Here is a 25,515-nt window from a genome sequence, read left to right on the forward strand (position 1 = left end):
GAGCAGGCCGGACTGCTCAGTCCGTGGCCTCGGCCAGGAGCTTCTGGATCCGGGACACGCCCTCCACCAGGTCCTCGTCGCCCAGCGCGTACGAAAGACGCAGGTAGCCCGGGGTGCCGAAGGCCTCGCCCGGGACGACCGCGACCTCGGCCTCGTCCAGGATCAGGGCCGCGAGCTCGACCGAGCTCTGCGGGCGCTTGCCGCGGATCTCCTTGCCGAGCAGCGCCTTCACCGAGGGGTACGCGTAGAACGCGCCCTCCGGCGTCGGGCAGTACACGCCCTCGATCTCGTTCAGCATCCGCACGATCGTCTGACGGCGACGGTCGAAGGCGGTCCGCATCTCCGCGACGGCGTCCAGGTTGCCCGAGACGGCGGCGAGCGCGGCGATCTGCGCGACGTTGCTCACGTTGGACGTGGCGTGCGACTGGAGGTTCGTCGCGGCCTTCACGACGTCCTTCGGGCCCACGATCCACCCGACGCGCCAGCCCGTCATGGCGTACGTCTTCGCCACGCCGTTGACCACGATGCACTTGTCGCGCAGCTCGGGGACGATCGCCGGCAGCGAGGTGAACTTCGCGTCGCCGTAGACCAGGTGCTCGTAGATCTCGTCGGTCAGGACCCACAGGCCGTGCTCGACGGCCCAGCGGCCGATGGCCTCCGCGTCGGCCTCGGTGTAGACCGCGCCGGTCGGGTTGGACGGCGAGACGAAGAGGACGACCTTGGTCCGCTCCGTCCGGGCCGCCTCCAGCTGCTCCACCGAGACCCGGTAGCCGGTGGTCTCGTCGGCCACGACCTCCACCGGGACACCGCCCGCGAGACGGATCGACTCCGGGTACGTCGTCCAGTACGGCGCCGGGACGATGACCTCGTCGCCCGGGTCGAGGATCGCGGCGAACGCCTCGTAGATCGCCTGCTTGCCGCCGTTGGTCACCAGGACCTGGGAGGCGTCGACCTCGTAGCCGGAGTCGCGCAGCGTCTTGGCGGCGATGGCGGCCTTCAGCTCGGGCAGACCGCCGGCCGGCGTGTAGCGGTGGTACTTCGGGTTCTTGCAGGCCTCGACGGCCGCTTCGACGATGTAGTCCGGGGTCGGGAAGTCGGGCTCACCCGCGCCGAAACCGATCACCGGGCGCCCGGCGGCCTTGAGGGCCTTGGCCTTGGCGTCGACGGCGAGGGTGGCGGACTCGGAGATCGCACCGATCCGGGCGGAGACCCGACGCTCGGTGGGAGGGGTAGCAGCGCTCATGCGGCCCATCGTCCCAGACCGGCTCAGGCCCCGGCACACAGGTTTCACGGACCGGACAGGAACGGTCATTCCCGGTCGTACGCGCGTCCGACGGCAGGTCCGTCGTGGTTTCTGTTCGACGCGGGGCCCCCTGACCACGTATGCTCACTCCTCGTTGGCCCGCACCGACCACATCTCACGATGCGGTACGTTGAGGGACACCAACAAAGGGTCGTAGCTCAATTGGTAGAGCACCGGTCTCCAAAACCGGCGGTTGGGGGTTCAAGTCCCTCCGGCCCTGCTACACACACCGCCAGGTGTTGTGCGCATGTACGTACTTCATTGCACCGCCGTGCGGCTCCACCCGGGCGCGGCACGGCCGACCCGGAATCAGGTGAGAGATCGTGACGGACGCCGTAGGCTCCATCGACATGCCTGATGCCGACGACGAGGCCGCCGACGCGAAGAAGAAGTCGCGCAAGGGCGGCAAGCGCGGAAAGAAGGGCCCCCTGGGCCGTCTCGCGCTCTTCTACCGACAGATCATCGCGGAACTCCGCAAGGTCGTCTGGCCGACGCGCAATCAGCTGACGTCGTACACCACTGTGGTGATCGTCTTCGTCGTCATCATGATCGGCCTCGTCACCGTGATTGACTATGGCTTCCAGGAAGCAGTCAAGTACGTCTTCGGCTGACTTTTTGTTCCACCCCATCTGTATCGCAGGAAGAAGCAGCCACCGTGTCTGACGCGAACCTGAACGACGCCTTCGAGTCCGAGTCCGTCGAGGACGAGCTGGACATCGTCGAGGCCGCCGACGAGGACCAGGCGGACGCTGCTGACGAGGTCGCAGGCGAGGCCGCCGAGGAAGCCGCTCTCCACGTCGAGGACGAGGACGAGGGCGACGAGGAGTCCGACGAGGACGTCGACGCCGCCGAGGGCGACGAGGACGAGACCGTCGAGACCGTCACGGCCGAGGACGAGGCCGCGGAGGACGAGGACACCGAGGAAGAGACCGAAGAGGAGGCCGAGCCGGCCGCCCCGGTCGACCCGGTCGCCGCGCTCCGCGAGGAGCTGCGCACGCTCCCCGGCGAGTGGTACGTCATCCACACCTACGCGGGCTACGAGAAGCGCGTGAAGGCCAACCTGGAGCAGCGCGCCGTCTCGCTCAACGTCGAGGACTTCATCTACCAGGCCGAGGTCCCCGAGGAAGAGATCGTCCAGATCAAGGGCGGCGAGCGGAAGAACGTCAAGCAGAACAAGCTTCCCGGCTACGTTCTCGTCCGCATGGACCTGACGAACGAGTCCTGGGGCGTCGTCCGCAACACCCCCGGTGTCACCGGCTTCGTGGGCAACGCCTACGACCCGTACCCGCTGACGCTGGACGAGATCGTCAAGATGCTCGCCCCCGAGGCCGAGGAGAAGGCCGCCCGCGAGGCCGCCGAGGCCGAGGGCAAGCCGGCTCCGGCCCGCAAGCTCGAGATCCAGGTCCTGGACTTCGAGGTCGGCGACTCGGTCACCGTCACCGACGGCCCCTTCGCCACTCTCCAGGCGACCATCAACGAGATCAACCCCGACTCGAAGAAGGTCAAGGGCCTCGTCGAGATCTTCGGTCGCGAGACCCCGGTCGAACTCAGCTTCGACCAGATCCAGAAGAACTGATCTCACAGATTTCCGACCAGGTCAGAGTGGCTGTCAAAGCCGCTCTGACCTGCTCGGTTTTTGGCCGCGCGTCTATACCCGTTATCGTTGTGCGGTATGCCTCCATCCGGATGACCGGATGGCGGGCTGAACACTCTCACTAGGACCCGGAGAGAGCAATGCCTCCCAAGAAGAAGAAGGTCACGGGGCTTATCAAGCTCCAGATCAACGCCGGTGCGGCGAACCCGGCCCCGCCGGTCGGCCCCGCGCTCGGTCAGCACGGCGTCAACATCATGGAGTTCTGCAAGGCCTACAACGCCGCGACCGAGTCGCAGCGTGGCATGGTCGTGCCGGTGGAGATCACGGTCTACGACGACCGTTCCTTCACCTTCGTCACCAAGACTCCGCCGGCCGCCAAGCTGATCCTCAAGGCCGCTGGTGTGGACAAGGGCTCCGGCGAGCCGCACAAGACCAAGGTTGCCAAGCTCACGGCCGCCCAGGTCCGCGACATCGCCACGGTCAAGCTCCCCGACCTGAACGCCAACGACCTGGACGCCGCGTCCAAGATCATCGCTGGCACCGCCCGTTCCATGGGCATCACGGTCGAGGGCTGATCACCCCCCTCGTGACCTCAGTGGTAGGGCCTGCGCGGCCCGCACCACGACTCCATACCTGAACCAACAGGAGAAGCAGTGAAGCGCAGCAAGGCTCTCCGCTCCGCGGACGCCAAGGTCGACCGCGAGCGGAACTACGCGCCCCTCGAGGCCGTCCGTATCGCCAAGGACACCGCCACCACGAAGTTCGACGGCACCGTCGAGGTCGCCTTCCGCCTGGGCGTCGACCCGCGCAAGGCCGACCAGATGGTCCGTGGCACCGTGAACCTTCCGCACGGCACCGGCAAGACCGCCCGGGTCCTGGTCTTCGCGACCGGTGACCGTGCCGAGGCCGCGATCGCCGCGGGCGCCGACATCGTCGGCTCCGACGAGCTCATCGACGAGATCTCCAAGGGCAACCGCCTGAACGAGTTCGACGCCGTTGTGGCCACCCCGGACCTCATGGGCAAGGTCGGCCGCCTCGGCCGCGTCCTCGGCCCGCGTGGTCTCATGCCCAACCCCAAGGTCGGCACCGTCACGCCCGACGTGGCGAAGGCTGTCAACGAGATCAAGGGCGGCAAGATCGAGTTCCGCGTCGACAAGCACTCGAACCTGCACTTCATCATCGGCAAGGTCTCATTCGACGAGACGAAGCTGGTCGAGAACTACGCCGCGGCTCTGGAGGAGATCCTCCGTCTGAAGCCGTCCGCCGCCAAGGGCCGCTACATCAAGAAGGCGACCCTGACGACGACGATGGGCCCCGGCATCCCGCTGGACTCCAACCGCACCCGCAACCTCCTCGTCGAGGAGGACCCGGCCGCGGTCTGAACCCCATCGGTTCACTGAGTGGTCAGCCGGCCCCGCACCTCTTCGGAGGTGCGGGGCCGGCTCTTTGTTACGGTTCAAGGAACCGTAAAGACGTTGATCAAGGGGTGGGGAACACTCATGAACAAGTCCACGTGGAAGCGTGCGGGCATCGCTCTGACGGCCGTGGCCGTCGTGACGGGTGTCGCGGGCTGTCAGGACGGCGACGAGGCCAAGAAGCCCGCCGCCGACGCGCCGGCGAAGCCGCAGGCGCAGAGCCTGGAGGACGTCACCAAGGTCATCCAGGCCGCGTACACGAAGACCTCGGCCGCCAAGTCCGCGAAGATCCGGATGACCATGGAGATGCCGGCCGGCCTCGAAGGCGGCGGCACCATGGAGATGACCGGTGTGCAGGGCTGGGACCCCTCGGTGATGGACATCACCGTCAAGGGCTCCATGCTCACGGCGGGGAACCCCGGCGGGCCCGAGCAGATGCGCATGATCATGCTCGACGACGCCATGTACATGGACATGGGTGCCGGGCAGGCCGCCGAGATGGGCGGCAAGCGCTGGATGAAGCTCGACATGAAGTCGATCGCGGCCGCGTCCGGGGACAAGGGCCTGGAGAAGTCCATGACCGGGGGCATGGAGAACATGAACCAGGACCCGGCCAAGCAGCTCGCCATGCTCCTCGACTCTCCCAACCTCAAGCACGTCGGCGCGGAGAAGGTCGACGGCGTCGACACCCAGCACTACAAGGGCACGCTGACCCTGGAGCAGATGGTCGGGGCCAACAAGTCCTTCGACGTGCTCTCCGAGAAGGAGCGCACCGAGATGATCGACGGCGTGCGGAAGGCCGGCATCACGGCGTACGACACCCAGGTCTGGGTCGACGCCGACGGCTACCCGGTCAAGATGGACGTCGGCATGAAGATGAAGCAGGGCACCGTGAAGATGGCGATGCACTTCTCCGACTACGGCGCCAAGGCGAGCGTCCAGGCCCCGCCGGCGAAGGACACGATGGACCTGTTCGAGATGCTGAAGGGCATGGGCCAGGGCTGATTTGCCCCGGGCCGACCCGGTCGCGTACTCTTCCACAGAAGCCAAAGACCGCTGGTCGTCACTGTGCCGTCAAGGTGCGGTGGCCGAAGGATTCGCTGAGACGCGAACGACCCGCGCAGGTGATCGTGGAAGAGTTCCCGGATCTTCGGATGCGGTTGAGCAGAGCCCCGAGCGCTTGCGCCCGGGGCGTTTTGTTTTGTCAGCCCCTTCTGAGCGGTCCTCATCACCCGGAAGGAGGCCGACGCTCTATGGCAAGGCCCGACAAGGCTGCCGCGGTAGCCGAGCTTGAGGACAAGTTCCGCAGCTCGAACGCCGTCGTGCTGACCTCGTACACGGGGCTCACCGTGGCGCAGCTCAAGACGCTGCGTCGTTCGCTCGGTGAGAACGCCCAGTACGCCGTGGTGAAGAACACGCTGACCAAGATTGCGGCCAACCAGGCCGGCATCTCCGCGCTGGACGACCAGCTTGCTGGTTCGACCGCGGCCGCCTTCGTCACCGGTGACCCGGTGGAGTCGGCGAAGGCTCTGCGTGACTTCGCCAAGGAGAACCCCAACCTCGTCATCAAGGGCGGTGTCCTTGATGGCAAGGCGCTGTCCGCCGACGAGTTCAAGAAGCTCGCGGACCTCGAGTCCCGCGAGGTTCTGCTCAGCAAGCTGGCCGGCGCGTTCAAGGGCAAGCAGTCTCAGGCTGCCTCGCTCTTCCAGGCGCTGCCGTCGAAGTTCGTCCGCACCGCGGAGGCGCTTCGCGTCAAGCTCGCCGAGCAGGGCGGTGCCGAGTAATTCGGCTCGCGTCATGATCTGTGCCGCCTAGGCACAGGTCGTAGCGGGCCGTAACGCCCGCCTCTCTATACATCCGGCACCTGCCGAATTAGTGGAAGGATCGCCCATCATGGCGAAGCTCTCTCAGGACGACCTCCTCGCCCAGTTCGAGGAGATGACCCTCATCGAGCTCTCCGAGTTCGTTAAGGCGTTCGAGGACAAGTTCGACGTCACCGCCGCCGCGGCCGTCGCCGTTGCCGGCCCGGGCGCCCCGGTTGCCGGTGCCGAGGCCGTCGAGGAGCAGGACGAGTTCGACGTCATCCTCGAGGGTGCCGGCGACAAGAAGATCCAGGTCATCAAGGTCGTGCGTGAGCTCACCTCCCTGGGCCTCAAGGAGGCCAAGGACCTCGTCGACGGCACCCCGAAGCCGGTCCTCGAGAAGGTCGCGAAGGAGGCCGCCGAGAAGGCTGCCGAGTCCCTCAAGGCCGCCGGCGCCTCCGTCACGGTCAAGTAAGACCGTTTCGAGTCGCTGTAGCTGACTCCTGCCCCCGTGTAACGCGGGAGCACCGAAAGGCGATCACCCTTATGGGTGGTCGCCTTTCGGCGTCCCCGGGAAGGGCGTGGCGGGGGCCCCGAGGGCCGCCGGAGGCGGAGTATGGTGATCTTCGCCGTGCGCCCCGCAGACCGGGGGGCCTTGACGAACCGCACGCAGCGCGCAATTCTCAGGACGCGTCGTCACAACGATCCGTTTCCGAGGCATGGATCGACGACTGAACGGGCAGTATCGAGGTGCGCCGCACGGCGCGAGGTACCGCGGAGTTGAGAGCAACGAGGGTCGCGAATTATTCGCCCTGGACATCAGTGAGCCAAGTGGCTACACTGACCCTTTGCGCTGCCTGTTAGCTGCCCTCTGCCCGTCACCAGGGGCATACCTTCGCATCCGCTTCTCGGACCGACCCAGTCTGACCTGGCCTTTTGGTCATATCAGGAAATGTCTGCCGTGAAGCATTGCTGGGGACCGGTACGCGCGTAGTGAGTCCGAGCCCTCGGAAGGACCCCCTCTTGGCCGCCTCGCGCAACGCCTCGACCAATACGAACAACGGCGCAAGCACCGCCCCGCTGCGCATCTCTTTTGCAAAGATCAGGGAGCCCCTCGAGGTTCCGAACCTCCTCGCGCTGCAGACCGAGAGCTTTGACTGGCTGCTCGGCAATGCCGCCTGGAAGGCTCGCGTCGAGGCTGCCCTTGAGTCGGGACAGGACGTCCCCAGGAAGTCCGGCCTGGAGGAGATCTTCGAGGAGATCTCCCCGATCGAGGACTTCTCCGGGTCGATGTCGCTGACCTTCCGCGACCACCGCTTCGAGCCGCCGAAGAACTCGATCGACGAGTGCAAGGACCGTGACTTCACGTACGGCGCCCCGCTCTTCGTCACCGCCGAGTTCACCAACAACGAGACCGGCGAGATCAAGTCCCAGACGGTCTTCATGGGCGACTTCCCGCTCATGACGAACAAGGGCACCTTCGTCATCAACGGCACCGAGCGTGTCGTGGTGTCGCAGCTGGTCCGTTCGCCGGGTGTCTACTTCGACTCCTCCATCGACAAGACGTCCGACAAGGACATCTTCTCCGCCAAGATCATCCCGTCCCGGGGTGCCTGGCTGGAGATGGAGATCGACAAGCGCGACCTGGTCGGTGTCCGCATCGACCGCAAGCGCAAGCAGTCCGTCACCGTCCTCCTCAAGGCTCTCGGCTGGACCACCGAGCAGATCCTCCAGGAGTTCGGCGAGTACGAGTCCATGCGCGCCACCCTGGAGAAGGACCACACCCAGGGCCAGGACGACGCGCTGCTCGACATCTACCGCAAGCTGCGTCCGGGCGAGCCGCCGACCCGTGAGGCCGCTCAGACGCTGCTCGAGAACCTCTACTTCAACCCGAAGCGCTACGACCTCGCGAAGGTCGGCCGCTACAAGGTGAACAAGAAGCTCGGCGCGGACGAGCCGCTGGACGCCGGCGTGCTCACCACCGATGACGTCATCGCCACGATCAAGTACCTGGTCAAGCTCCACGCGGGCGAGACCGAGACGATCGGCGAGAGCGGCACGGAGATCGTCGTCGAGACCGACGACATCGACCACTTCGGCAACCGTCGTCTGCGCAACGTCGGCGAGCTCATCCAGAACCAGGTCCGCACGGGTCTGGCTCGTATGGAGCGCGTCGTGCGTGAGCGCATGACCACCCAGGACGTCGAGGCGATCACGCCGCAGACCCTGATCAACATCCGGCCGGTCGTCGCCTCCATCAAGGAGTTCTTCGGCACCAGCCAGCTGTCGCAGTTCATGGACCAGAACAACCCGCTGTCGGGTCTGACGCACAAGCGTCGTCTCTCGGCGCTGGGCCCTGGTGGTCTGTCCCGTGAGCGGGCCGGCTTCGAGGTCCGAGACGTGCACCCGTCCCACTACGGACGCATGTGCCCGATCGAGACCCCCGAAGGCCCGAACATCGGTCTGATCGGTTCGCTCGCCTCGTACGGCCGGATCAACCCCTTCGGCTTCATCGAGACGCCGTACCGCAAGGTCATCGACGGCCAGGTCACCGACGAGGTCGACTACGTCACCGCCGATGAGGAGGACCGCTTCGTCATCGCCCAGGCGAACGCGACCCTGAACGACGAGCTTCAGTTCACCGAGGCCCGCGTCCTGGTCCGTAAGCGTGGCGGCGAGGTCGACTACGTCCCGCCGGCCGAGGTCGACTACATGGACGTCTCGCCGCGCCAGATGGTGTCGGTCGCGACGGCCATGATCCCGTTCCTCGAGCACGACGACGCCAACCGCGCCCTGATGGGCGCGAACATGATGCGTCAGGCGGTGCCGCTCATCAAGTCGGAGGCCCCGCTCGTCGGCACCGGCATGGAGTACCGCTGCGCCACCGACGCCGGTGACGTGCTCAAGGCCGAGAAGGACGGTGTCGTCCAGGAGCTGTCGGCCGACTACATCACGGTCGCCAACGACGACGGCACGTACATCACGTACCGCCTGCACAAGTTCTCCCGCTCCAACCAGGGCACCTCTGTGAACCAGAAGGTCGTCGTGGACGAGGGCGACCGCGTCATCGAGGGCCAGGTCCTCGCCGACGGTCCCGCCACCGAAGACGGCGAGATGGCGCTCGGCAAGAACCTGCTCGTGGCGTTCATGCCGTGGGAGGGCCACAACTACGAGGACGCGATCATCCTGTCGCAGCGCCTCGTGCAGGACGACGTCCTCTCCTCGATCCACATCGAGGAGCACGAGGTCGACGCCCGTGACACCAAGCTCGGCCCGGAGGAGATCACCCGGGACATCCCGAACGTCTCCGAGGAGGTCCTCGCCGACCTCGACGAGCGCGGCATCATCCGTATCGGTGCCGAGGTCGTCGCCGGCGACATCCTCGTCGGCAAGGTCACGCCCAAGGGCGAGACCGAGCTGACCCCGGAGGAGCGTCTGCTCCGCGCGATCTTCGGTGAGAAGGCGCGCGAGGTCCGTGACACCTCGCTGAAGGTCCCGCACGGCGAGATCGGCAAGATCATCGGTGTGCGTGTCTTCGACCGCGAGGAGGGCGACGAGCTTCCCCCGGGCGTGAACCAGCTGGTCCGCGTCTACGTCGCCCAGAAGCGCAAGATCACCGACGGTGACAAGCTCGCCGGCCGTCACGGCAACAAGGGTGTCATCTCCAAGATCCTTCCGATCGAGGACATGCCCTTCCTCGAGGACGGCACGCCGGTCGACATCATCCTCAACCCGCTGGGTGTCCCGTCCCGAATGAACCCGGGACAGGTCCTGGAGATCCACCTCGGCTGGCTCGCCAGCCGCGGCTGGGACGTCTCCGGCCTCGCGGACGACTGGGCGCAGCGCCTCCAGGCGATCGGCGCCGACCAGGTCGCCCCGGGCACCAACGTCGCCACCCCGGTGTTCGACGGTGCGCGTGAGGACGAGCTCGCGGGCCTGCTGAACCACACCATCCCGAACCGCGACGGCGAGCGCATGGTGCAGCCGACCGGTAAGGCGAGGCTGTTCGACGGCCGCTCCGGCGAGCCGTTCCCGGACCCGATCTCCATCGGGTACATGTACATCCTCAAGCTCCACCACCTGGTCGACGACAAGCTCCACGCTCGTTCGACCGGCCCGTACTCGATGATCACCCAGCAGCCGCTGGGTGGTAAGGCCCAGTTCGGTGGCCAGCGCTTCGGTGAGATGGAGGTGTGGGCGCTGGAGGCGTACGGCGCCGCATACGCCCTCCAGGAGCTGCTGACGATCAAGTCCGACGACGTGACCGGCCGCGTGAAGGTCTACGAGGCCATCGTCAAGGGCGAGAACATCCCTGAGCCCGGCATCCCCGAGTCCTTCAAGGTGCTCATCAAGGAGATGCAGTCCCTGTGCCTCAACGTGGAGGTGCTGTCCTCGGACGGCATGTCCATCGAGATGCGCGACACCGACGAGGACGTCTTCCGCGCAGCGGAGGAGCTCGGCATCGACCTGTCCCGGCGCGAGCCGAGCAGCGTCGAAGAGGTCTGACGGGAGTTCGGTCGGGGACTCGGCGAAACGCCGCTGAGTCCCCGGCCGGCCCCAAGACCCCCGTATCAGACCCCAAGCCTTACAACCCTGAGAGGGATTGACGCATAGTGCTCGACGTCAACTTCTTCGACGAGCTCCGGATCGGTCTGGCCACCGCTGACGACATCCGTCAGTGGAGCCACGGCGAGGTCAAGAAGCCGGAGACCATCAACTACCGCACGCTCAAGCCCGAGAAGGACGGACTCTTCTGCGAGAAGATCTTCGGTCCGACCCGGGACTGGGAGTGCTACTGCGGCAAGTACAAGCGTGTCCGCTTCAAGGGCATCATCTGTGAGCGGTGTGGCGTCGAGGTCACCCGCGCGAAGGTGCGCCGTGAGCGGATGGGCCACATCGAGCTCGCCGCTCCCGTCACCCACATCTGGTACTTCAAGGGCGTCCCGTCGCGCCTTGGCTACCTGCTCGACCTCGCCCCGAAGGACCTCGAGAAGGTCATCTACTTCGCGGCGTACATGATCACGTACGTCGACGACGAGCGTCGTACGCGTGACCTGCCCTCGCTGGAGGCGCACGTCTCCGTCGAGCGTCAGCAGATCGAGAACCGTCGCGACTCCGACCTGGAGGCCCGCGCCAAGAAGCTCGAGAACGACCTCGGCGAGCTCGAGGCCGAGGGCGCCAAGGCCGATGTGCGCCGCAAGGTGCGCGAGGGTGCCGAGCGCGAGATGAAGCAGCTGCGCGACCGTGCGCAGCGCGAGATCGACCGTCTGGACGAGGTCTGGTCGCGCTTCAAGAACCTCAAGGTCCAGGACCTGGAGGGCGACGAGCTCCTCTACCGCGAGCTGCGTGACCGCTTCGGCACGTACTTCGACGGTTCGATGGGTGCCGCGGCGCTGCAGAAGCGCCTGGAGTCCTTCGACCTGGAGGAGGAGGCCGAGCGCCTCCGCGAGATCATCCGTACCGGCAAGGGCCAGAAGAAGACCCGTGCGCTCAAGCGCCTCAAGGTCGTCTCCGCGTTCCTGCAGACCGCGAACAGCCCCAAGGGCATGGTTCTCGACTGCGTGCCGGTCATCCCGCCGGACCTTCGTCCGATGGTGCAGCTGGACGGTGGCCGCTTCGCGACCTCCGACCTGAACGACCTGTACCGCCGCGTGATCAACCGCAACAACCGCCTGAAGCGGCTTCTCGACCTCGGTGCCCCCGAGATCATCGTGAACAACGAGAAGCGCATGCTCCAGGAGGCCGTGGACGCCCTCTTCGACAACGGTCGTCGTGGTCGCCCGGTGACCGGTCCCGGCAACCGCCCGCTGAAGTCCCTGAGCGACATGCTCAAGGGCAAGCAGGGTCGTTTCCGTCAGAACCTCCTCGGCAAGCGTGTGGACTACTCCGCGCGTTCCGTGATCGTCGTCGGTCCGCAGCTCAAGCTGCACCAGTGCGGTCTGCCGAAGGCCATGGCGCTGGAGCTCTTCAAGCCGTTCGTGATGAAGCGCCTGGTGGACCTGAACCACGCGCAGAACATCAAGAGCGCCAAGCGGATGGTCGAGCGCGGCCGCACGGTCGTGTACGACGTCCTCGAAGAGGTCATCGCCGAGCACCCGGTTCTGCTGAACCGTGCGCCCACGCTGCACCGCCTCGGCATCCAGGCCTTCGAGCCCCAGCTGGTCGAGGGCAAGGCCATCCAGATCCACCCGCTCGTCTGCACCGCGTTCAACGCGGACTTCGACGGTGACCAGATGGCCGTGCACCTGCCGCTCTCCGCGGAGGCACAGGCCGAGGCCCGCATCCTGATGCTGTCCTCGAACAACATCCTCAAGCCGGCCGACGGCCGTCCGGTCACGATGCCGACCCAGGACATGGTCCTCGGTCTGTTCTTCCTGACCACCGACGGTGAGCTCCGTGACACCAAGGGCGAGGGCCGCGCGTTCGGCTCCACGGCCGAGGCGATCATGGCGTTCGACGCCGGCGAGCTCGCGCTGCAGTCGCAGATCGACATCCGCTTCCCCGTCGGCACCATCGCTCCGCGTGGCTGGGTTCCCCCGGTCACGGAGGAGGGTGAGCCGGAGTGGCAGCAGGGTGACTCGTTCCGCCTGCGCACCTCGCTGGGCCGCGCGCTCTTCAACGAGCTGCTGCCCGAGGACTACCCGTTCGTCGACTACTCCGTCGGCAAGAAGCAGCTCTCCGAGATCGTCAACGACCTCGCCGAGCGCTACCCCAAGGTCATCGTGGCGGCGACGCTCGACAACCTGAAGGCGGCGGGCTTCTACTGGGCGACCCGTTCCGGTGTCACCGTGGCCATCTCCGACGTCGTCGTGCCCGAGGCCAAGAAGGCCATCGTCAAGGGCTACGAGGAGCAGGACGAGAAGGTCCAGAAGCAGTACGAGCGCGGTCTCATCACGAAGGAAGAGCGCACTCAGGAGCTCATCGCGATCTGGACCAAGGCGACCAACGAGGTTGCCGAGGCGATGAACGCGAACTTCCCGAAGACGAACCCCATCTTCATGATGGTCGACTCGGGTGCCCGAGGAAACATGATGCAGATGCGTCAGATCGCCGGTATGCGTGGTCTGGTGTCGAACGCCAAGAACGAGACGATCCCGCGTCCCATCAAGGCGTCCTTCCGTGAGGGCCTCACCGTCCTGGAGTACTTCATCTCCACGCACGGTGCCCGTAAGGGTCTGGCGGACACCGCCCTGCGTACCGCCGACTCGGGTTACCTGACCCGTCGTCTGGTGGACGTCTCGCAGGACGTGATCATCCGCGAGGAGGACTGCGGCACCGAGCGCGGTCTCAAGCTGCGGATCGCCGAGCGCGGCGCCGACGGTGTCCTGCGCAAGACGGACGACGTCGAGACCTCCGTGTACGCGCGGATGCTCGCCGAGGACGTCGTCGTCGACGGCAAGGTCATCGCGCCTGCCAACGTCGACCTGGGTGACGTGCTCATCGACGCCCTGCTCAACGCGGGCGTCGAGGAGGTCAAGACCCGTTCGGTCCTGACCTGTGAGTCCGCCGTCGGTACCTGTGCGTTCTGCTACGGCCGTTCGCTCGCCACCGGCAAGCTGGTCGACATCGGTGAGGCGGTCGGCATCATCGCCGCCCAGTCCATCGGTGAGCCCGGTACCCAGCTGACGATGCGTACCTTCCACACCGGTGGTGTGGCCGGTGACGACATCACCCAGGGTCTGCCCCGTGTCGTCGAGCTCTTCGAGGCTCGTCAGCCCAAGGGTGTCGCCCCGATCTCGGAGGCGGCCGGCCGCGTCCGTATCGAGGAGACCGAGAAGACCAAGAAGATCGTCGTCACCCCGGACGACGGCACCGACGAGACGGCGTTCCCGATCTCGAAGCGTGCCCGTCTGCTCGTGGGCGAGGGCGACCACGTCGAGGTGGGCCAGAAGCTCACCGTGGGTGCCACCAACCCGCACGACGTGCTCCGGATCCTCGGTCAGCGCGCGGTCCAGATCCACCTGGTCGCCGAAGTCCAGAAGGTCTACAACTCGCAGGGCGTGTCGATCCACGACAAGCACATCGAGATCATCATCCGGCAGATGCTGCGCCGTGTGACGATCATCGAGTCCGGCGACGCGGAGCTGCTTCCGGGCGAGCTCGTCGAGCGCTCGAAGTTCGAGACCGAGAACCGTCGTGTGGTCACCGAGGGCGGTCACCCCGCCTCCGGCCGTCCGCAGCTGATGGGTATCACCAAGGCCTCGCTGGCGACGGAATCCTGGCTGTCGGCCGCCTCCTTCCAGGAGACGACCCGAGTCCTGACGGATGCGGCGATCAACGCCAAGTCCGACAGCCTCATCGGCCTCAAGGAGAACGTCATCATCGGTAAGCTCATCCCGGCCGGTACGGGTCTGTCCCGCTACCGCAACATCCGGGTGGAGCCGACCGAAGAGGCCAAGGCCGCGATGTACTCGGCCGTCGGCTACGACGACATCGACTACTCGCCGTTCGGCTCGGGCTCCGGCCAGGCCGTTCCGCTGGAGGACTACGACTACGGTCCGTACAACCAGTAAGTAGTGCGAACCGAAGGGCGGTACCCCGTGACCGGGGTGCCGCCCTTCGGCGTACCGGGACCCGGGAGAGGCACGCACGCGCGTGCCCGGTAGGTTGGCGGCCCCGTCCGACCGAGGAGCCGCCCCGTGTCCGCCCGCCCCCGCCTCCTGTACGTCTCCGACCTCGCCTACCCGGCCCGTGGACGGCGCTACTGCGACGAGGACATCCACCTCACCGCCCGGCTGCGCGAGGACTTCGACCTGGCGCTCTGCCATCCGCTGGACGCGACCGCGCTCATGGACGGCTTCGACGCGGTCGTCGTGCGCAACAGCGGGCCCGTCCTGGGCTACCAGCGGGAGTACGAGGCCTTCCGGGCCGCCGCCCTGGCCCGCGGGACCCGCGTCTACAACCCGCTCCACGGGCGCGGCGACATGGCCGGCAAGCAGTACCTGCCGGACCTGACGGCCGCCGGGTACCCGGTCATCCCCACCGTCGACCGGGCGGAGCACCTGGACCGGCTGCCCGAGGCCGCCGCGTACGCGGTCAAGCCGAAGGCCGGCGCCGACTCCCTGGGGCTGCGCTTCCTGCCCCGGGAGGAGCTGGACGGGCTGGACCTCGACGGACTCCTGGTGCAGCCGCGCATCGACTTCCGTTACGAGGTGTCGTTCTACTTCGTCGACGACCTCTTCCAGTACGCCCTGTACGCGCCCGACCCGGAGCGCCGCTGGGAGCTGGAGCCGTACGAGCCCACGGGGGACGATCTGGCCTTCGCGCGCCGCTTCGTCGACTGGAACACCCTGGGGCACGGCATCCAGCGCGTGGACGCCTGCCGGGCGCCCGGGGGAGGGCTGCTGCTGGTCGAGCTGGAGGACCTGAACCCGTACCTGTCGCTGGATCTCGTGCCCGAGAAAGCCCGTATGTCCTTCGTCACTGCCCTCACCGCCTCCCTGCACCGGTTCCTCGCGGCCTGACGGCCCCACAGCTGCGTCGGGGCTGACCTGCGCGTCGGCATTTGTTTTGACCGGAGTCCATGCGATAGGTACGCTCATGCCTTGTGCCTGGGGTGTGCCTGGGCTCGCGTGCGTGTCCTCAACCGCACAGTGAGTCCGATACCGGCCACCGTGATCCGCGCCTTCTCCGCTTCGGCGGAGGTCCGCGAGATTCGACACACCCGACCGCGTGGGTCGGTGGATGTTCCAGGTTAGTTTTACGACGGCACACAGAAACCGGAGAAGTAGTGCCTACGATCCAGCAGCTGGTCCGTAAGGGCCGGCAGGACAAGGTCGAGAAGAACAAGACGCCCGCACTCGAGGGTTCCCCTCAGCGTCGCGGCGTCTGCACGCGTGTGTTCACGACCACCCCGAAGAAGCCGAACTCGGCCCTCCGTAAGGTCGCGCGTGTGCGTCTGACCTCGGGCATCGAGGTCACGGCCTACATCCCGGGTGAGGGTCACAACCTGCAGGAGCACTCGATCGTGCTCGTGCGCGGTGGCCGTGTGAAGGACCTGCCGGGTGTTCGCTACAAGATCATCCGCGGTTCCCTCGACACGCAGGGCGTCAAGAACCGTAAGCAGGCTCGCAGCCGCTACGGCGCCAAGAAGGAGAAGTAAGAATGCCTCGTAAGGGCCCCGCCCCGAAGCGCCCGGTCATCATCGACCCGGTCTACAGCTCTCCTCTTGTCACCTCGCTGATCAACAAGATCCTGCTGGACGGCAAGCGTTCCACCGCAGAGCGCATCGTGTACGGCGCCATGGAGGGTCTTCGTGAGAAGACCGGCCAGGACCCGGTCATCACGCTGAAGCGCGCTCTCGAGAACGTCAAGCCGGCCCTCGAGGTCAAGTCCCGCCGTGTCGGTGGCGCCACCTACCAGGTGCCGATCGAGGTCAAGCCGGGCCGCGCGTCCACGCTGGCCCTCCGCTGGCTCGTCGGTTACTCCCGCGCCCGTCGCGAGAAGACCATGACCGAGCGCCTCATGAACGAGCTCCTCGACGCCTCGAACGGCCTCGGTGCGGCCGTCAAGAAGCGCGAGGACACGCACAAGATGGCCGAGTCCAACAAGGCCTTCGCGCACTACCGCTGGTAGTCGCAACCCACATCGAGACCGAGAGAAGACTGAGCCGATATGGCTACCACTTCGCTTGACCTTGCCAAGGTGCGCAACATCGGCATCATGGCGCACATCGACGCGGGCAAGACGACCACCACCGAGCGGATCCTGTTCTACACCGGTGTCTCTTACAAGATCGGTGAAGTCCACGACGGCGCTGCCACGATGGACTGGATGGAGCAGGAGCAGGAGCGCGGCATCACGATCACGTCCGCCGCGACGACCTGCCACTGGCCGCTCGAGGATGTCGATCACACGATCAACATCATCGACACGCCGGGTCACGTCGACTTCACCGTCGAGGTGGAGCGTTCGCTGCGCGTGCTCGACGGTGCTGTCACCGTGTTCGACGGTGTGGCCGGCGTCGAGCCCCAGTCCGAGACTGTCTGGCGTCAGGCGGACCGCTACGGCGTTCCGCGTATCTGCTTCGTCAACAAGCTCGACCGTACGGGCGCCGATTTCCTCCGCTGCGTCGACATGATCGTGGAGCGCCTCGGCGCCGTCCCGATCGTCATGCAGCTCCCGATCGGCGCCGAGATGGACTTCCAGGGCGTCGTCGACCTCGTCCGCATGAAGGCTTTTGTCTGGTCCGCCGAGGCCAGCAAGGGTGAGATGTACGACGTCGTCGACATCCCGGCCTCGCACACCGAGCTCGCCGACGAGTGGCGCGCCAAGCTGGTCGAGACCGTCGCCGAGAACGACGAGGAGCTCATGGAGCTCTTCCTCGAGGGCGTCGAGCCCACCGAGGAGCAGCTCTACGCTGCCGTCCGTCGCATCACCATTGCCTCCGGCAAGGGTGGCGGCGAGAAGACGGTCACCCCCGTCTTCTGCGGCACCGCGTTCAAGAACAAGGGCGTTCAGCCCCTGCTCGACGCGGTCGTGCGCTACCTCCCCTCCCCCCTGGACGTCGAGGCCATCGAGGGCCACGGCGTGAAGGACCCGGAGGAGATCGTCAAGCGCAAGCCGTCCGACGACGAGCCCCTGTCGGCCCTCGCGTTCAAGATCGCGAGCGACCCGCACCTGGGCAAGCTCACCTTCGTCCGGATCTACTCCGGTCGCCTGGAGGCCGGCACCGCGGTGCTGAACTCCGTCAAGGGCAAGAAGGAGCGCATCGGCAAGATCTACCGCATGCACGCGAACAAGCGTGAGGAGATCGACTCGGTGGGCGCCGGCGACATCGTCGCCGTCATGGGCCTGAAGCAGACCACCACCGGTGAGACGCTGTGCGACGACAAGAACCCGGTCATCCTGGAGTCCATGGACTTCCCGGCGCCGGTCATTCAGGTCGCGATCGAGCCCAAGTCCAAGGGTGACCAGGAGAAGCTGGGTGTTGCCATCCAGCGTCTCGCGGAGGAGGACCCCTCCTTCCAGGTGCACTCGGACGAGGAGACCGGCCAGACCATCATCGGTGGTATGGGCGAGCTTCACCTCGACATCCTCGTCGACCGCATGCGTCGCGAGTTCAAGGTCGAGGCGAACGTCGGCAAGCCGCAGGTCGCGTACCGCGAGACGATCCGCAAGGCCGTCGAGCGACTTGACTACACCCACAAGAAGCAGACCGGTGGTACCGGTCAGTTCGCCAAGGTGCAGATCGCGATCGAGCCCATCGAGGGCGGCGACGCCTCGTACGAGTTCGTGAACAAGGTCACCGGTGGCCGCATCCCGAAGGAGTACATCCCTTCGGTCGACGCGGGTGCGCAGGAGGCCATGCAGTTCGGCATCCTGGCCGGCTACGAGATGACTGGCGTCCGCGTCATCCTTCTCGACGGTGGCTACCACGAGGTCGACTCCTCCGAGCTCGCGTTCAAGATCGCCGGTTCGCAGGCCTTCAAGGAGGCCGCGCGCAAGGCTTCGCCGGTCATCCTCGAGCCCATGATGTCCGTCGAGGTCACCACGCCCGAGGACTACATGGGTGAGGTCATCGGTGACATCAACTCCCGCCGTGGCCAGATTCAGGCCATGGAGGAGCGCAGCGGCGCTCGCGTCGTGAAGGGCCTCGTGCCCCTCTCGGAGATGTTCGGCTATGTCGGAGACCTCCGAAGCAAGACCTCGGGTCGCGCAAGCTACTCGATGCAGTTCGACTCCTACGCCGAGGTTCCGCGGAACGTCGCCGAGGAGATCATCGCGAAGGCCAAGGGCGAGTAACTCTTCCGAGTTCACGCTTTAGGCTTGACACCAGTCGCCGGGGCTCGGCCCCCGAAACCCGAGGAACGGGCCCCGGGCGACTGGCATCCCAGCAAAGATCACCTGGCGCCGATGAAGCAAGGCGTACAGAACCACTCCGCAGGAGGATTCAGTGGCGAAGGCAAAGTTCGAGCGGACTAAGCCGCACGTCAACATCGGCACCATCGGTCACATTGACCACGGTAAGACGACCCTCACGGCCGCCATTACCAAGGTGCTGCACGACGCGTACCCGGACCTGAACGAGGCCTCGGCCTTCGACCAGATCGACAAGGCTCCCGAGGAGCGCCAGCGCGGTATCACGATCTCGATCGCGCACGTCGAGTACCAGACGGAGTCGCGTCACTACGCGCACGTCGACTGCCCGGGTCACGCTGACTACATCAAGAACATGATCACGGGTGCGGCGCAGATGGACGGCGCCATCCTCGTGGTCGCCGCCACCGACGGCCCGATGCCGCAGACCAAGGAGCACGTGCTCCTGGCCCGCCAGGTCGGCGTTCCGTACATCGTCGTCGCCCTGAACAAGGCCGACATGGTGGACGACGAGGAGATCCTGGAGCTCGTCGAGCTCGAGGTCCGTGAGCTCCTCTCCGAGTACGAGTTCCCGGGCGACGACCTGCCGGTCGTCCGCGTCTCGGCGCTCAAGGCGCTCGAGGGCGACAAGGAGTGGGGCGAGAAGCTTCTCGGCCTCATGCACGCCGTCGACGAGTCGATCCCGCAGCCCGAGCGTGACGTCGACAAGCCGTTCCTGATGCCGATCGAGGACGTCTTCACGATCACCGGTCGTGGCACCGTCGTCACCGGTCGTATCGAGCGCGGTATCCTCAAGGTCAACGAGACCGTCGACATCATCGGCATCAAGACCGAGAAGACCACCACCACGGTCACCGGTATCGAGATGTTCCGCAAGCTGCTCGACGAGGGCCAGGCCGGTGAGAACGTCGGTCTGCTCCTCCGTGGCATCAAGCGCGAGGATGTCGAGCGCGGCCAGGTCATCATCAAGCCGGGTTCGGTTACGCCGCACACCAGCTTCGAGGCCCAGGCCTACATCCTGTCGAAGGACGAGGGTGGCCGTCACACCCCGTTCTTCAACAACTACCGCCCGCAGTTCTACTTCCGTACCACGGACGTGACCGGCGTCGTGACCCTCCCCGAGGGCACCGAGATGGTCATGCCGGGCGACAACACCGCCATGAGCGTTGAGCTGATCCAGCCCATCGCCATGGAGGAGGGCCTCAAGTTCGCCATCCGTGAGGGTGGCCGGACCGTCGGCGCCGGCCAGGTCGTCAAGATCAACGCCTGATCTTGAACTGATCTGGTAGCTCCTTCGAGCTGCTGAGCAGTAGGGGAAGGCCCCGCACCGAAAGGTGCGGGGCCTTCTCGCGTTCCCGGGGCCGGTTTCCCGGGGTCTACGGTCGCCAGCTCCAGGGGTGCCCGTCCGCGCCGAGGCCCACCACGGTCACCCCGGGCGCACCCAGGTGCAGCGCGGCCGACACCGCGGAGGGGCCTGCCGTACGGGTACGGAGCCGGCCCCCGGACCGGACCAGGAGCCGGCCGTCCGCGTCCGTGCCGAGCAGCACCGTGCCGAGGGACGCCGAGCCGGCGGCGACCACGCCCCCGAAGCCGTCCAGACCGGCGTCGCCCCCCGGGCCGAGGAGCGCGCCGGCGGCGGGCGCCCGGTAGTACAGCTCGCCGCCGGCCGTCGCCACCGTGGAACCCGAGAGCGGCAGCGGCTCCGTCCGCTCCACCCCGTCCACCCAGTGCCGTACGGACTCCCGCCCGGCCGCGTACACATGCACCCGGCCCGAGGCGTCGAGCGAGACCGCGAGCCCGTCCTGGACCTGCGCCGTGCCGGGGAGCGCCCGCCACGGGCCCCAGGTGCCGTCGGCCGCCGCCCGGACCCGGGTGGAGACGCCGTTCTCCGCGTTCCGTACGAAGAGGTGGACCCGGCCGTCGGGGGCCGTGACCGCGACCGGGGCGCCGAGCCGCCGCCCCCGGTCGTCCCCGCGCTCCGGGTTGCCGAGCCCGGTCCAGGCCAGGAACGGGCCGCCGGGGGAGCGCTGCTCCAGGAGCACCAGCTCGCGCCGGTTCGGGCCGCCGTGGCCGTCGAGCGCGGCGAACCGCACCCCGAAGAGCAGGACGCGGCCGTCGGGGAGCACCGCCGAGCCGAGCGCGGGCGCCAGCGGGCCGCCGCCCAGGTCCTCGGGCTCGCTCCAGACGCCGGGCGTCCGCTCGCGCCAGCGGACCGCGCGCAGGCCGAGCACCCCGTACGCGGTGAGGCGGCCGTCCCGCTCGCGGGCGAGCGCGGGGCCCGCGCTCGGCCAGCGGTGGTGGGTGGAGCGGACCCAGCCCTTGCGGTTGGTGAGCGGCCGGTCGCCGCCGACGCCGTAGTCGCCGCAGCCCGAGAGGTTGCCGCACTCCCAGGACGGGTCGCCGCCGTACGGGACGAGGCGGGCCGCCTTCTCCTGGAGCAGCAGCGGCGGGAGGTTCTTGGGCCAGTGCCGGTTGTAGTAGCCGCGGAAGGCGGTCGTCGTGAACGCCGGTATCGGACCGCCGTCCCGGACCGTGTCCGTGACCCAGCGCGCCAGCGCCGCCCAGGTGAAGGAGGCGACCGCGGTGTGGTCCCCGTGGTCGGAGTACCCGGGCTGCTCGGAGTCCCGCTTCCTGGTGGCCTCGTCGCTGCTCTGGATGTCCGGGTCGGGGTCGAGGGTGTGCACCACGGTGGGCCGGTAGCGGCGGAGCAGCTCGGCGAGGACCTCGACCAGGCGGTCGTAGTCGTACGTGTCCGAGCGGGTCACCGGCGAACCGGTCGACAGATGGGTCCGCAGTTCGAGGGCCCGGTCGTGCCAGAGCGCGGGCAGCGCCATGTAGCGGCGGCTGGTGTGCATCGGCAGGTTGAGGAAGACCAGCTCGACCCGGCGCGGGCCGTGCGTGAGCGTGTCGAGCTCCGCGCTCCGGCCGTCGGGGAGGGTGAGCGTCTCCCGCCGCCACGGGGTGAACATCGGCAGGCCCAGCGCCACCGCGTACGACTGGCGCAGCCCCTGGTGGCGGGCGGAGGAGTACGCGGACCGGTCCGGGGGAGTGTCGGGCATCCCGGCGATCCGGTTGCGGCCGGTGTGCTCGCCGGCCGTCACGTACACGGAGACCAGCGGGACCCCGGCGTCCAGCAGCCGCTGGGTGTCCGGGTTCATGAAGTACAGGTCGTCGTCCGGGTGCGCGGCGACCTGGAGCAGGAGTGCCCGGCGGGCCCGTGCCGAGGCGATCGGTCTGCCGGGAGCGGGGTCGGCGGTCGGCGCGGTCCTGCGCGGCTCCGGGACGGAACACCCGGCGGCGGCCGAGGTGACCGCGAGGGCGGCGGCGAGGACCGTCCGGCGGCGGGGGGGAGTGTGCACGGCAGGGGCCCTTCGCTCATCGGTCCACTGCTAGACGGATATGCGAGTGCCGGGGTTGTGCGGGGCCGCCCCCCCGGGGGGAAGTTCTCCGGAAGAAAGATCTCCGAAGGGTGCGGACCGATGTCGAGCGGGCGATCCTGGTTCCGACCGAAGGGTGACAGCGCGCCACCGGGGCGGGCGGTTATGGGGAGGACACCCGAGATGAAGTACGTCGCGATGATCTACGGCAACCAGGCCAAGTGGGAGTCCTTCCCGGCCGAGGAGTGGCCGGAGGCGATCGCCCGGCAGGAGGCCTTCAACCGCAGGTACCGGGAGAGCGGCGAGCTGATCGGCGCCTACGGACTGGCCGACGCCGCCGCCGCGCAGCTCGTACGCCGTGAGGGCGGGGCCCCCGCGGTCACCGACGGGCCGTACCTGGAGACCAAGGAGTACCTGGCGAGCTTCTACCTGCTGGACTGCGACAGCCTGGAGCGCGCCCAGGAGATCGCCGCGGACATGCCCTTCGCGGACGTCGACCCGGTCGAACTGTGGCCGGTGCTGCACGAGTCCGCGGCGGACGTGTGAGCGGGACGCCCCACCGGGCTCGGATCGAGGACCTGCTGCGGGAGTACGCGCCGCAGGTCCTCGGCCGGCTCGTCCGCCGGTACGGCGCCTTCGACACGTGCGAGGACGCCGTCCAGGAGGCCCTGATCGACGCCGCCCGGCAGTGGCCCGAGGAGGGCGTCCCCGACAACCCGCGCGGCTGGCTGGTCACCGTCGCCTCGCGCAGGCTCGTCGACGAGGTGCGCAGCGAGGCCGCGCGCCGCCGCCGCGAGGACTCCCTCGCCCTCGCCACCCCCGCGTCGGAACTCCTCGCGCACGCCGCCGACGAGGACCCCGGCACCGACCGGGACGACTCCCTGGCGCTGCTGTTCCTCTGCTGCCACCGGGACCTCTCGCCGCCGAGTCGGATCGCGCTCACCCTGCGCGCGGTCGGCGGTCTCACCACGGCGCAGATCGCCGCCGCCTTCCTGGTGCCCGAGGCGACCATGGCGCAGCGGATCAGCCGGGCCAAGCAGACGGTCAGGGCGGCGGGCGGTTCGCTCGCGCTGCCCGAGGGGGAGGAGCGCACGGCCAGGGTCGCCGAGGTGCGCCACGTGCTCTACCTGGTCTTCAACGAGGGGTACACGGCTAGCGGCGGGGACGAGCTGACGGCGCCCGAGCTGTCCACGGAGGCGATCCGGCTGGCGCGGCTGCTCCACCGGCTGCTGCCCGAGGACACCGAGACGGCGGGGCTGCTGGCCCTGATGCTGCTCACCGACGCCCGCCGGCCGGCGCGCACCGGCGCGCACGGCGAGCTGGTGCCGCTCGCGGAGCAGGACCGGGGGCGGTGGGACGCGGGTCTGGTCGCGGAGGGCGTCGGGCTGATCAGCCGTACGCTGCCGCGCGGCCGGGTCGGCCCGTACCAGCTCCAGGCGGCGATCGCGGCGGTCCACGACGAGGCGGAGTCCGCGGGAGTGACCGACTGGGCGCAGATCCTCGCGCTGTACGAGCTCCTGGAGCGGACCGGGCCGAATCCGATGGTCACCCTGAACCGGGCGGTGGCGGTCGCGATGGTCCATGGCCCCGGGGCGGGGCTCGCCGTGCTGGACGAGGTGGCGCGGGACAAGCGGCTCGCGCGGCACCACCGGCTGCTCGCGACCCGGGCGCATCTCCTCGAACTCCTCGGCGAGGGGGAGGAGGCTGCCGCGGCGTACCGGGAGGCGGCCCGGCGGACGACGAGCGCACCCGAGCGGCGTCATCTCACGGAGCGCGCACGGCGCTTGGGGTGACGCGGGGGAGGGGGGCGTCCGGGCGAGGCGCGTGCGCCCCGGCGCATGTCCGTACGTGACGTGGGGTACAGTCTTCGACCCCGATTGGCGGCCGGATGGCCCCGTATGGCAGACTGTCGGGGTTGCTCGGTTGAGTGCCGATGCTGCGCGCCTCCCGTCGGGAGGACCGGAAGCGAGTCCCACAGTACTCGTCGCTCCTCTGGGGCGGACGTACGGGAATCTTCTGGGAAGCGTCAGCGGGGTGCAGACCAGGCGCCCGGTGGGTGTTCCGCCCCCGGCCTGCGGTTATGGCTACCGCGCCCCCTTGGTTGGGAAATCCTCAGGGATTTCTGCGTAGAGGGAGTGCGACACGCCCGACCGCGTGGGTCGGAGCAGGACAGTGCTTCTCAGGAAGCGCGGCCGATCGGGTTCCAGAGCGTTACGAGACAAAGGACTACTAGTAGCCATGGCGGGACAGAAGATCCGCATCCGGCTCAAGGCCTACGACCACGAGGTCATCGATTCCTCGGCGAAGAAGATCGTCGAGACGGTGACCCGCACTGGTGCGTCGGTCGCGGGCCCGGTGCCGCTGCCCACTGAGAAGAACGTGTACTGCGTCATCAAGTCGCCGCACAAGTACAAGGACTCGCGCGAGCACTTCGAGATGCGCACGCACAAGCGCCTCATCGACATCCTCGACCCCACGCCGAAGACGGTTGACTCGCTCATGCGTCTCGACCTCCCGGCGGGCGTTGACATCGAGATCAAGCTCTGAGGGCGCGCGAGATGGCTAAGAACATCAAGGGCATCCTGGGCGAGAAGCTCGGCATGACGCAGGTCTGGGACGAGAACAACCGGGTCGTCCCGGTGACCGTCGTCAAGGCCGGCCCCAATGTCGTGACCCAGGTGCGTACGAACGACGTCGACGGCTACGAGTCGGTCCAGATCGCCTTCGGCGAGATCGACCCGCGCAAGGTGAACAAGCCCCTCAAGGGTCACTTCGCCAAGGCCGACGTCACCCCGCGCCGCCACCTCGTGGAGCTCCGCACCGCTGACGCCTCCGAGTACACGCTCGGCCAGGAGATCACCGCCGAGCTCTTCGAGGCCGGCGTGAAGGTCGACGTCACCGCGAAGAGCAAGGGCAAGGGCTTCGCCGGCGTCATGAAGCGCCACAACTTCCGTGGTGGCAAGGCGTCGCACGGTGCCCACCGCGTGCACCGCAAGCCCGGTTCCATCGGTGGCTGCGCCACCCCGGGCCGTGTCTTCAAGGGCATGAAGATGGCTGGTCGCATGGGCAACGAGCGTGTGACCACCCAGAACCTGACCGTCCACGCCGTTGACGCCGAGAAGGGTCTGCTGCTCATCAAGGGCGCCGTCCCCGGCCCCAACGGTGGCCTCGTCCTGGTCCGCACCGCGGCCAAGGGGGTTTGAGG

At 67.6% G+C, this 25,515-nt stretch carries 20 protein-coding genes and 1 tRNA gene; 19 read left to right on the forward strand and 2 right to left on the reverse strand.

Going from position 1 to position 25,515, the window contains the following annotated elements; all coding sequences use genetic code 11:
* Positions 1 to 16 precede the first annotated feature (16 nt).
* Positions 17 to 1,243 (reverse strand): pyridoxal phosphate-dependent aminotransferase, encoded by a 1,227-nt coding sequence (locus V4Y03_RS20300; RefSeq protein WP_056552452.1) that lies wholly within the window; start codon positions 1,241 to 1,243, stop codon positions 17 to 19.
* 207 nt (positions 1,244 to 1,450) lie between these two features.
* On the opposite strand from V4Y03_RS20300, the gene V4Y03_RS20305 reads away from it, so the two are divergent.
* The 15 genes from V4Y03_RS20305 to tuf all read left to right on the forward strand — a co-directional run bounded on the left by V4Y03_RS20305 (position 1,451) and on the right by tuf (position 20,203).
* A tRNA-Trp gene (locus V4Y03_RS20305) sits at positions 1,451 to 1,523 on the forward strand.
* Positions 1,524 to 1,626: 103 nt separating this feature from the next.
* Positions 1,627 to 1,914, forward strand: coding sequence for a preprotein translocase subunit SecE (gene secE / locus V4Y03_RS20310; RefSeq protein ID WP_317874081.1), 288 nt, complete (start codon positions 1,627 to 1,629; stop codon positions 1,912 to 1,914).
* Positions 1,915 to 1,958: 44 nt separating this feature from the next.
* Positions 1,959 to 2,879, forward strand: coding sequence for a transcription termination/antitermination protein NusG (nusG, locus tag V4Y03_RS20315; RefSeq protein ID WP_317874082.1), 921 nt, complete (start codon positions 1,959 to 1,961; stop codon positions 2,877 to 2,879).
* Positions 2,880 to 3,037: 158 nt separating this feature from the next.
* On the forward strand, positions 3,038 to 3,472 hold the full coding sequence (rplK, locus tag V4Y03_RS20320) for a 50S ribosomal protein L11 (protein ID WP_317874083.1): 435 nt from the start codon (positions 3,038 to 3,040) through the stop codon (positions 3,470 to 3,472).
* A gap of 78 nt (positions 3,473 to 3,550) precedes the next feature.
* Complete coding sequence (rplA, locus tag V4Y03_RS20325; RefSeq protein WP_056552442.1) at positions 3,551 to 4,279, forward strand: 50S ribosomal protein L1; 729 nt, start codon at positions 3,551 to 3,553, stop codon at positions 4,277 to 4,279.
* 117 nt (positions 4,280 to 4,396) lie between these two features.
* Positions 4,397 to 5,317, forward strand: coding sequence for a hypothetical protein (locus tag V4Y03_RS20330; protein ID WP_332435844.1), 921 nt, complete (start codon positions 4,397 to 4,399; stop codon positions 5,315 to 5,317).
* A 248-nt stretch (positions 5,318 to 5,565) separates the two neighbouring features.
* Complete coding sequence (gene rplJ / locus V4Y03_RS20335) at positions 5,566 to 6,096, forward strand: 50S ribosomal protein L10 (RefSeq protein WP_056552434.1); 531 nt, start codon at positions 5,566 to 5,568, stop codon at positions 6,094 to 6,096.
* A 109-nt stretch (positions 6,097 to 6,205) separates the two neighbouring features.
* A complete protein-coding gene (gene rplL, locus V4Y03_RS20340; RefSeq protein WP_056552432.1) occupies positions 6,206 to 6,589 on the forward strand; it encodes a 50S ribosomal protein L7/L12 in 384 nt (127 codons plus the stop codon).
* 548 nt (positions 6,590 to 7,137) lie between these two features.
* Complete coding sequence (gene rpoB / locus V4Y03_RS20345) at positions 7,138 to 10,620, forward strand: DNA-directed RNA polymerase subunit beta (protein ID WP_317874085.1); 3,483 nt, start codon at positions 7,138 to 7,140, stop codon at positions 10,618 to 10,620.
* Positions 10,621 to 10,727: 107 nt separating this feature from the next.
* Positions 10,728 to 14,627 (forward strand): DNA-directed RNA polymerase subunit beta', encoded by a 3,900-nt coding sequence (locus V4Y03_RS20350; protein WP_317874086.1) that lies wholly within the window; start codon positions 10,728 to 10,730, stop codon positions 14,625 to 14,627.
* Positions 14,628 to 14,753: 126 nt separating this feature from the next.
* Positions 14,754 to 15,578: a hypothetical protein gene (locus tag V4Y03_RS20355; protein WP_332435845.1), complete on the forward strand. Its 825-nt coding sequence runs from the start codon at positions 14,754 to 14,756 to the stop codon at positions 15,576 to 15,578.
* A 266-nt stretch (positions 15,579 to 15,844) separates the two neighbouring features.
* On the forward strand, positions 15,845 to 16,216 hold the full coding sequence (gene rpsL, locus V4Y03_RS20360; RefSeq protein WP_003948652.1) for a 30S ribosomal protein S12: 372 nt from the start codon (positions 15,845 to 15,847) through the stop codon (positions 16,214 to 16,216).
* A 2-nt stretch (positions 16,217 to 16,218) separates the two neighbouring features.
* A complete protein-coding gene (gene rpsG / locus V4Y03_RS20365) occupies positions 16,219 to 16,689 on the forward strand; it encodes a 30S ribosomal protein S7 (RefSeq protein WP_015035567.1) in 471 nt (156 codons plus the stop codon).
* 39 nt (positions 16,690 to 16,728) lie between these two features.
* Positions 16,729 to 18,858: an elongation factor G gene (fusA, locus tag V4Y03_RS20370; RefSeq protein ID WP_317874088.1), complete on the forward strand. Its 2,130-nt coding sequence runs from the start codon at positions 16,729 to 16,731 to the stop codon at positions 18,856 to 18,858.
* A 151-nt stretch (positions 18,859 to 19,009) separates the two neighbouring features.
* Positions 19,010 to 20,203, forward strand: coding sequence for an elongation factor Tu (gene tuf / locus V4Y03_RS20375; protein WP_073910658.1), 1,194 nt, complete (start codon positions 19,010 to 19,012; stop codon positions 20,201 to 20,203).
* A gap of 106 nt (positions 20,204 to 20,309) precedes the next feature.
* Here tuf and V4Y03_RS20380 read toward each other — a convergent pair whose 3' ends face one another.
* Positions 20,310 to 22,292 carry a PIG-L family deacetylase gene (locus V4Y03_RS20380; protein ID WP_332435846.1) on the reverse strand — a complete coding sequence of 661 codons (1,983 nt, stop codon included), beginning with the start codon at positions 22,290 to 22,292 and terminating at the stop codon, positions 20,310 to 20,312.
* Between the two features lie 201 nt (positions 22,293 to 22,493).
* Between V4Y03_RS20380 and V4Y03_RS20385 the strand changes: the two genes are divergently transcribed.
* The 4 genes from V4Y03_RS20385 to rplC all read left to right on the forward strand — a co-directional run bounded on the left by V4Y03_RS20385 (position 22,494) and on the right by rplC (position 25,513).
* Positions 22,494 to 22,856 (forward strand): YciI family protein, encoded by a 363-nt coding sequence (locus V4Y03_RS20385; protein ID WP_317877594.1) that lies wholly within the window; start codon positions 22,494 to 22,496, stop codon positions 22,854 to 22,856.
* A complete protein-coding gene (locus V4Y03_RS20390) occupies positions 22,853 to 24,103 on the forward strand; it encodes an RNA polymerase sigma factor (RefSeq protein WP_332435847.1) in 1,251 nt (416 codons plus the stop codon). The genes V4Y03_RS20385 and V4Y03_RS20390 overlap by 4 nt, the downstream gene beginning before the upstream one ends.
* Positions 24,104 to 24,548: 445 nt before the next feature.
* Complete coding sequence (gene rpsJ / locus V4Y03_RS20395) at positions 24,549 to 24,857, forward strand: 30S ribosomal protein S10 (RefSeq protein ID WP_003948644.1); 309 nt, start codon at positions 24,549 to 24,551, stop codon at positions 24,855 to 24,857.
* Positions 24,858 to 24,868: 11 nt separating this feature from the next.
* Positions 24,869 to 25,513, forward strand: coding sequence for a 50S ribosomal protein L3 (gene rplC / locus V4Y03_RS20400; protein WP_317877596.1), 645 nt, complete (start codon positions 24,869 to 24,871; stop codon positions 25,511 to 25,513).
* Positions 25,514 to 25,515: the final 2 nt, after the last annotated feature.

This window comes from Streptomyces sp. P9-A4, from assembly GCF_036634195.1.
Classification (GTDB): Bacteria; Actinomycetota; Actinomycetes; order Streptomycetales; family Streptomycetaceae; genus Streptomyces.

Bases quoted from the DNA above. Each gene is read 5' to 3' on its own strand.
- rplK (WP_317874083.1), top strand. From the start codon at position 3,038: ATGCCTCCCAAGAAGAAGAAGGTCACGGGGCTTATCAAGCTCCAGATC.
- rpsJ (WP_003948644.1), top strand. From the start codon at position 24,549: ATGGCGGGACAGAAGATCCGCATCCGGCTCAAGGCCTACGACCACGAG.
- V4Y03_RS20385 (WP_317877594.1), top strand. From the start codon at position 22,494: ATGAAGTACGTCGCGATGATCTACGGCAACCAGGCCAAGTGGGAGTCC.
- rplC (WP_317877596.1), top strand. From the start codon at position 24,869: ATGGCTAAGAACATCAAGGGCATCCTGGGCGAGAAGCTCGGCATGACG.
- rplJ (WP_056552434.1), top strand. From the start codon at position 5,566: ATGGCAAGGCCCGACAAGGCTGCCGCGGTAGCCGAGCTTGAGGACAAG.
- rpsG (WP_015035567.1), top strand. From the start codon at position 16,219: ATGCCTCGTAAGGGCCCCGCCCCGAAGCGCCCGGTCATCATCGACCCG.
- V4Y03_RS20300 (WP_056552452.1), bottom strand. From the start codon at position 1,243: ATGAGCGCTGCTACCCCTCCCACCGAGCGTCGGGTCTCCGCCCGGATC.
- V4Y03_RS20330 (WP_332435844.1), top strand. From the start codon at position 4,397: ATGAACAAGTCCACGTGGAAGCGTGCGGGCATCGCTCTGACGGCCGTG.
- rplL (WP_056552432.1), top strand. From the start codon at position 6,206: ATGGCGAAGCTCTCTCAGGACGACCTCCTCGCCCAGTTCGAGGAGATG.
- fusA (WP_317874088.1), top strand. From the start codon at position 16,729: ATGGCTACCACTTCGCTTGACCTTGCCAAGGTGCGCAACATCGGCATC.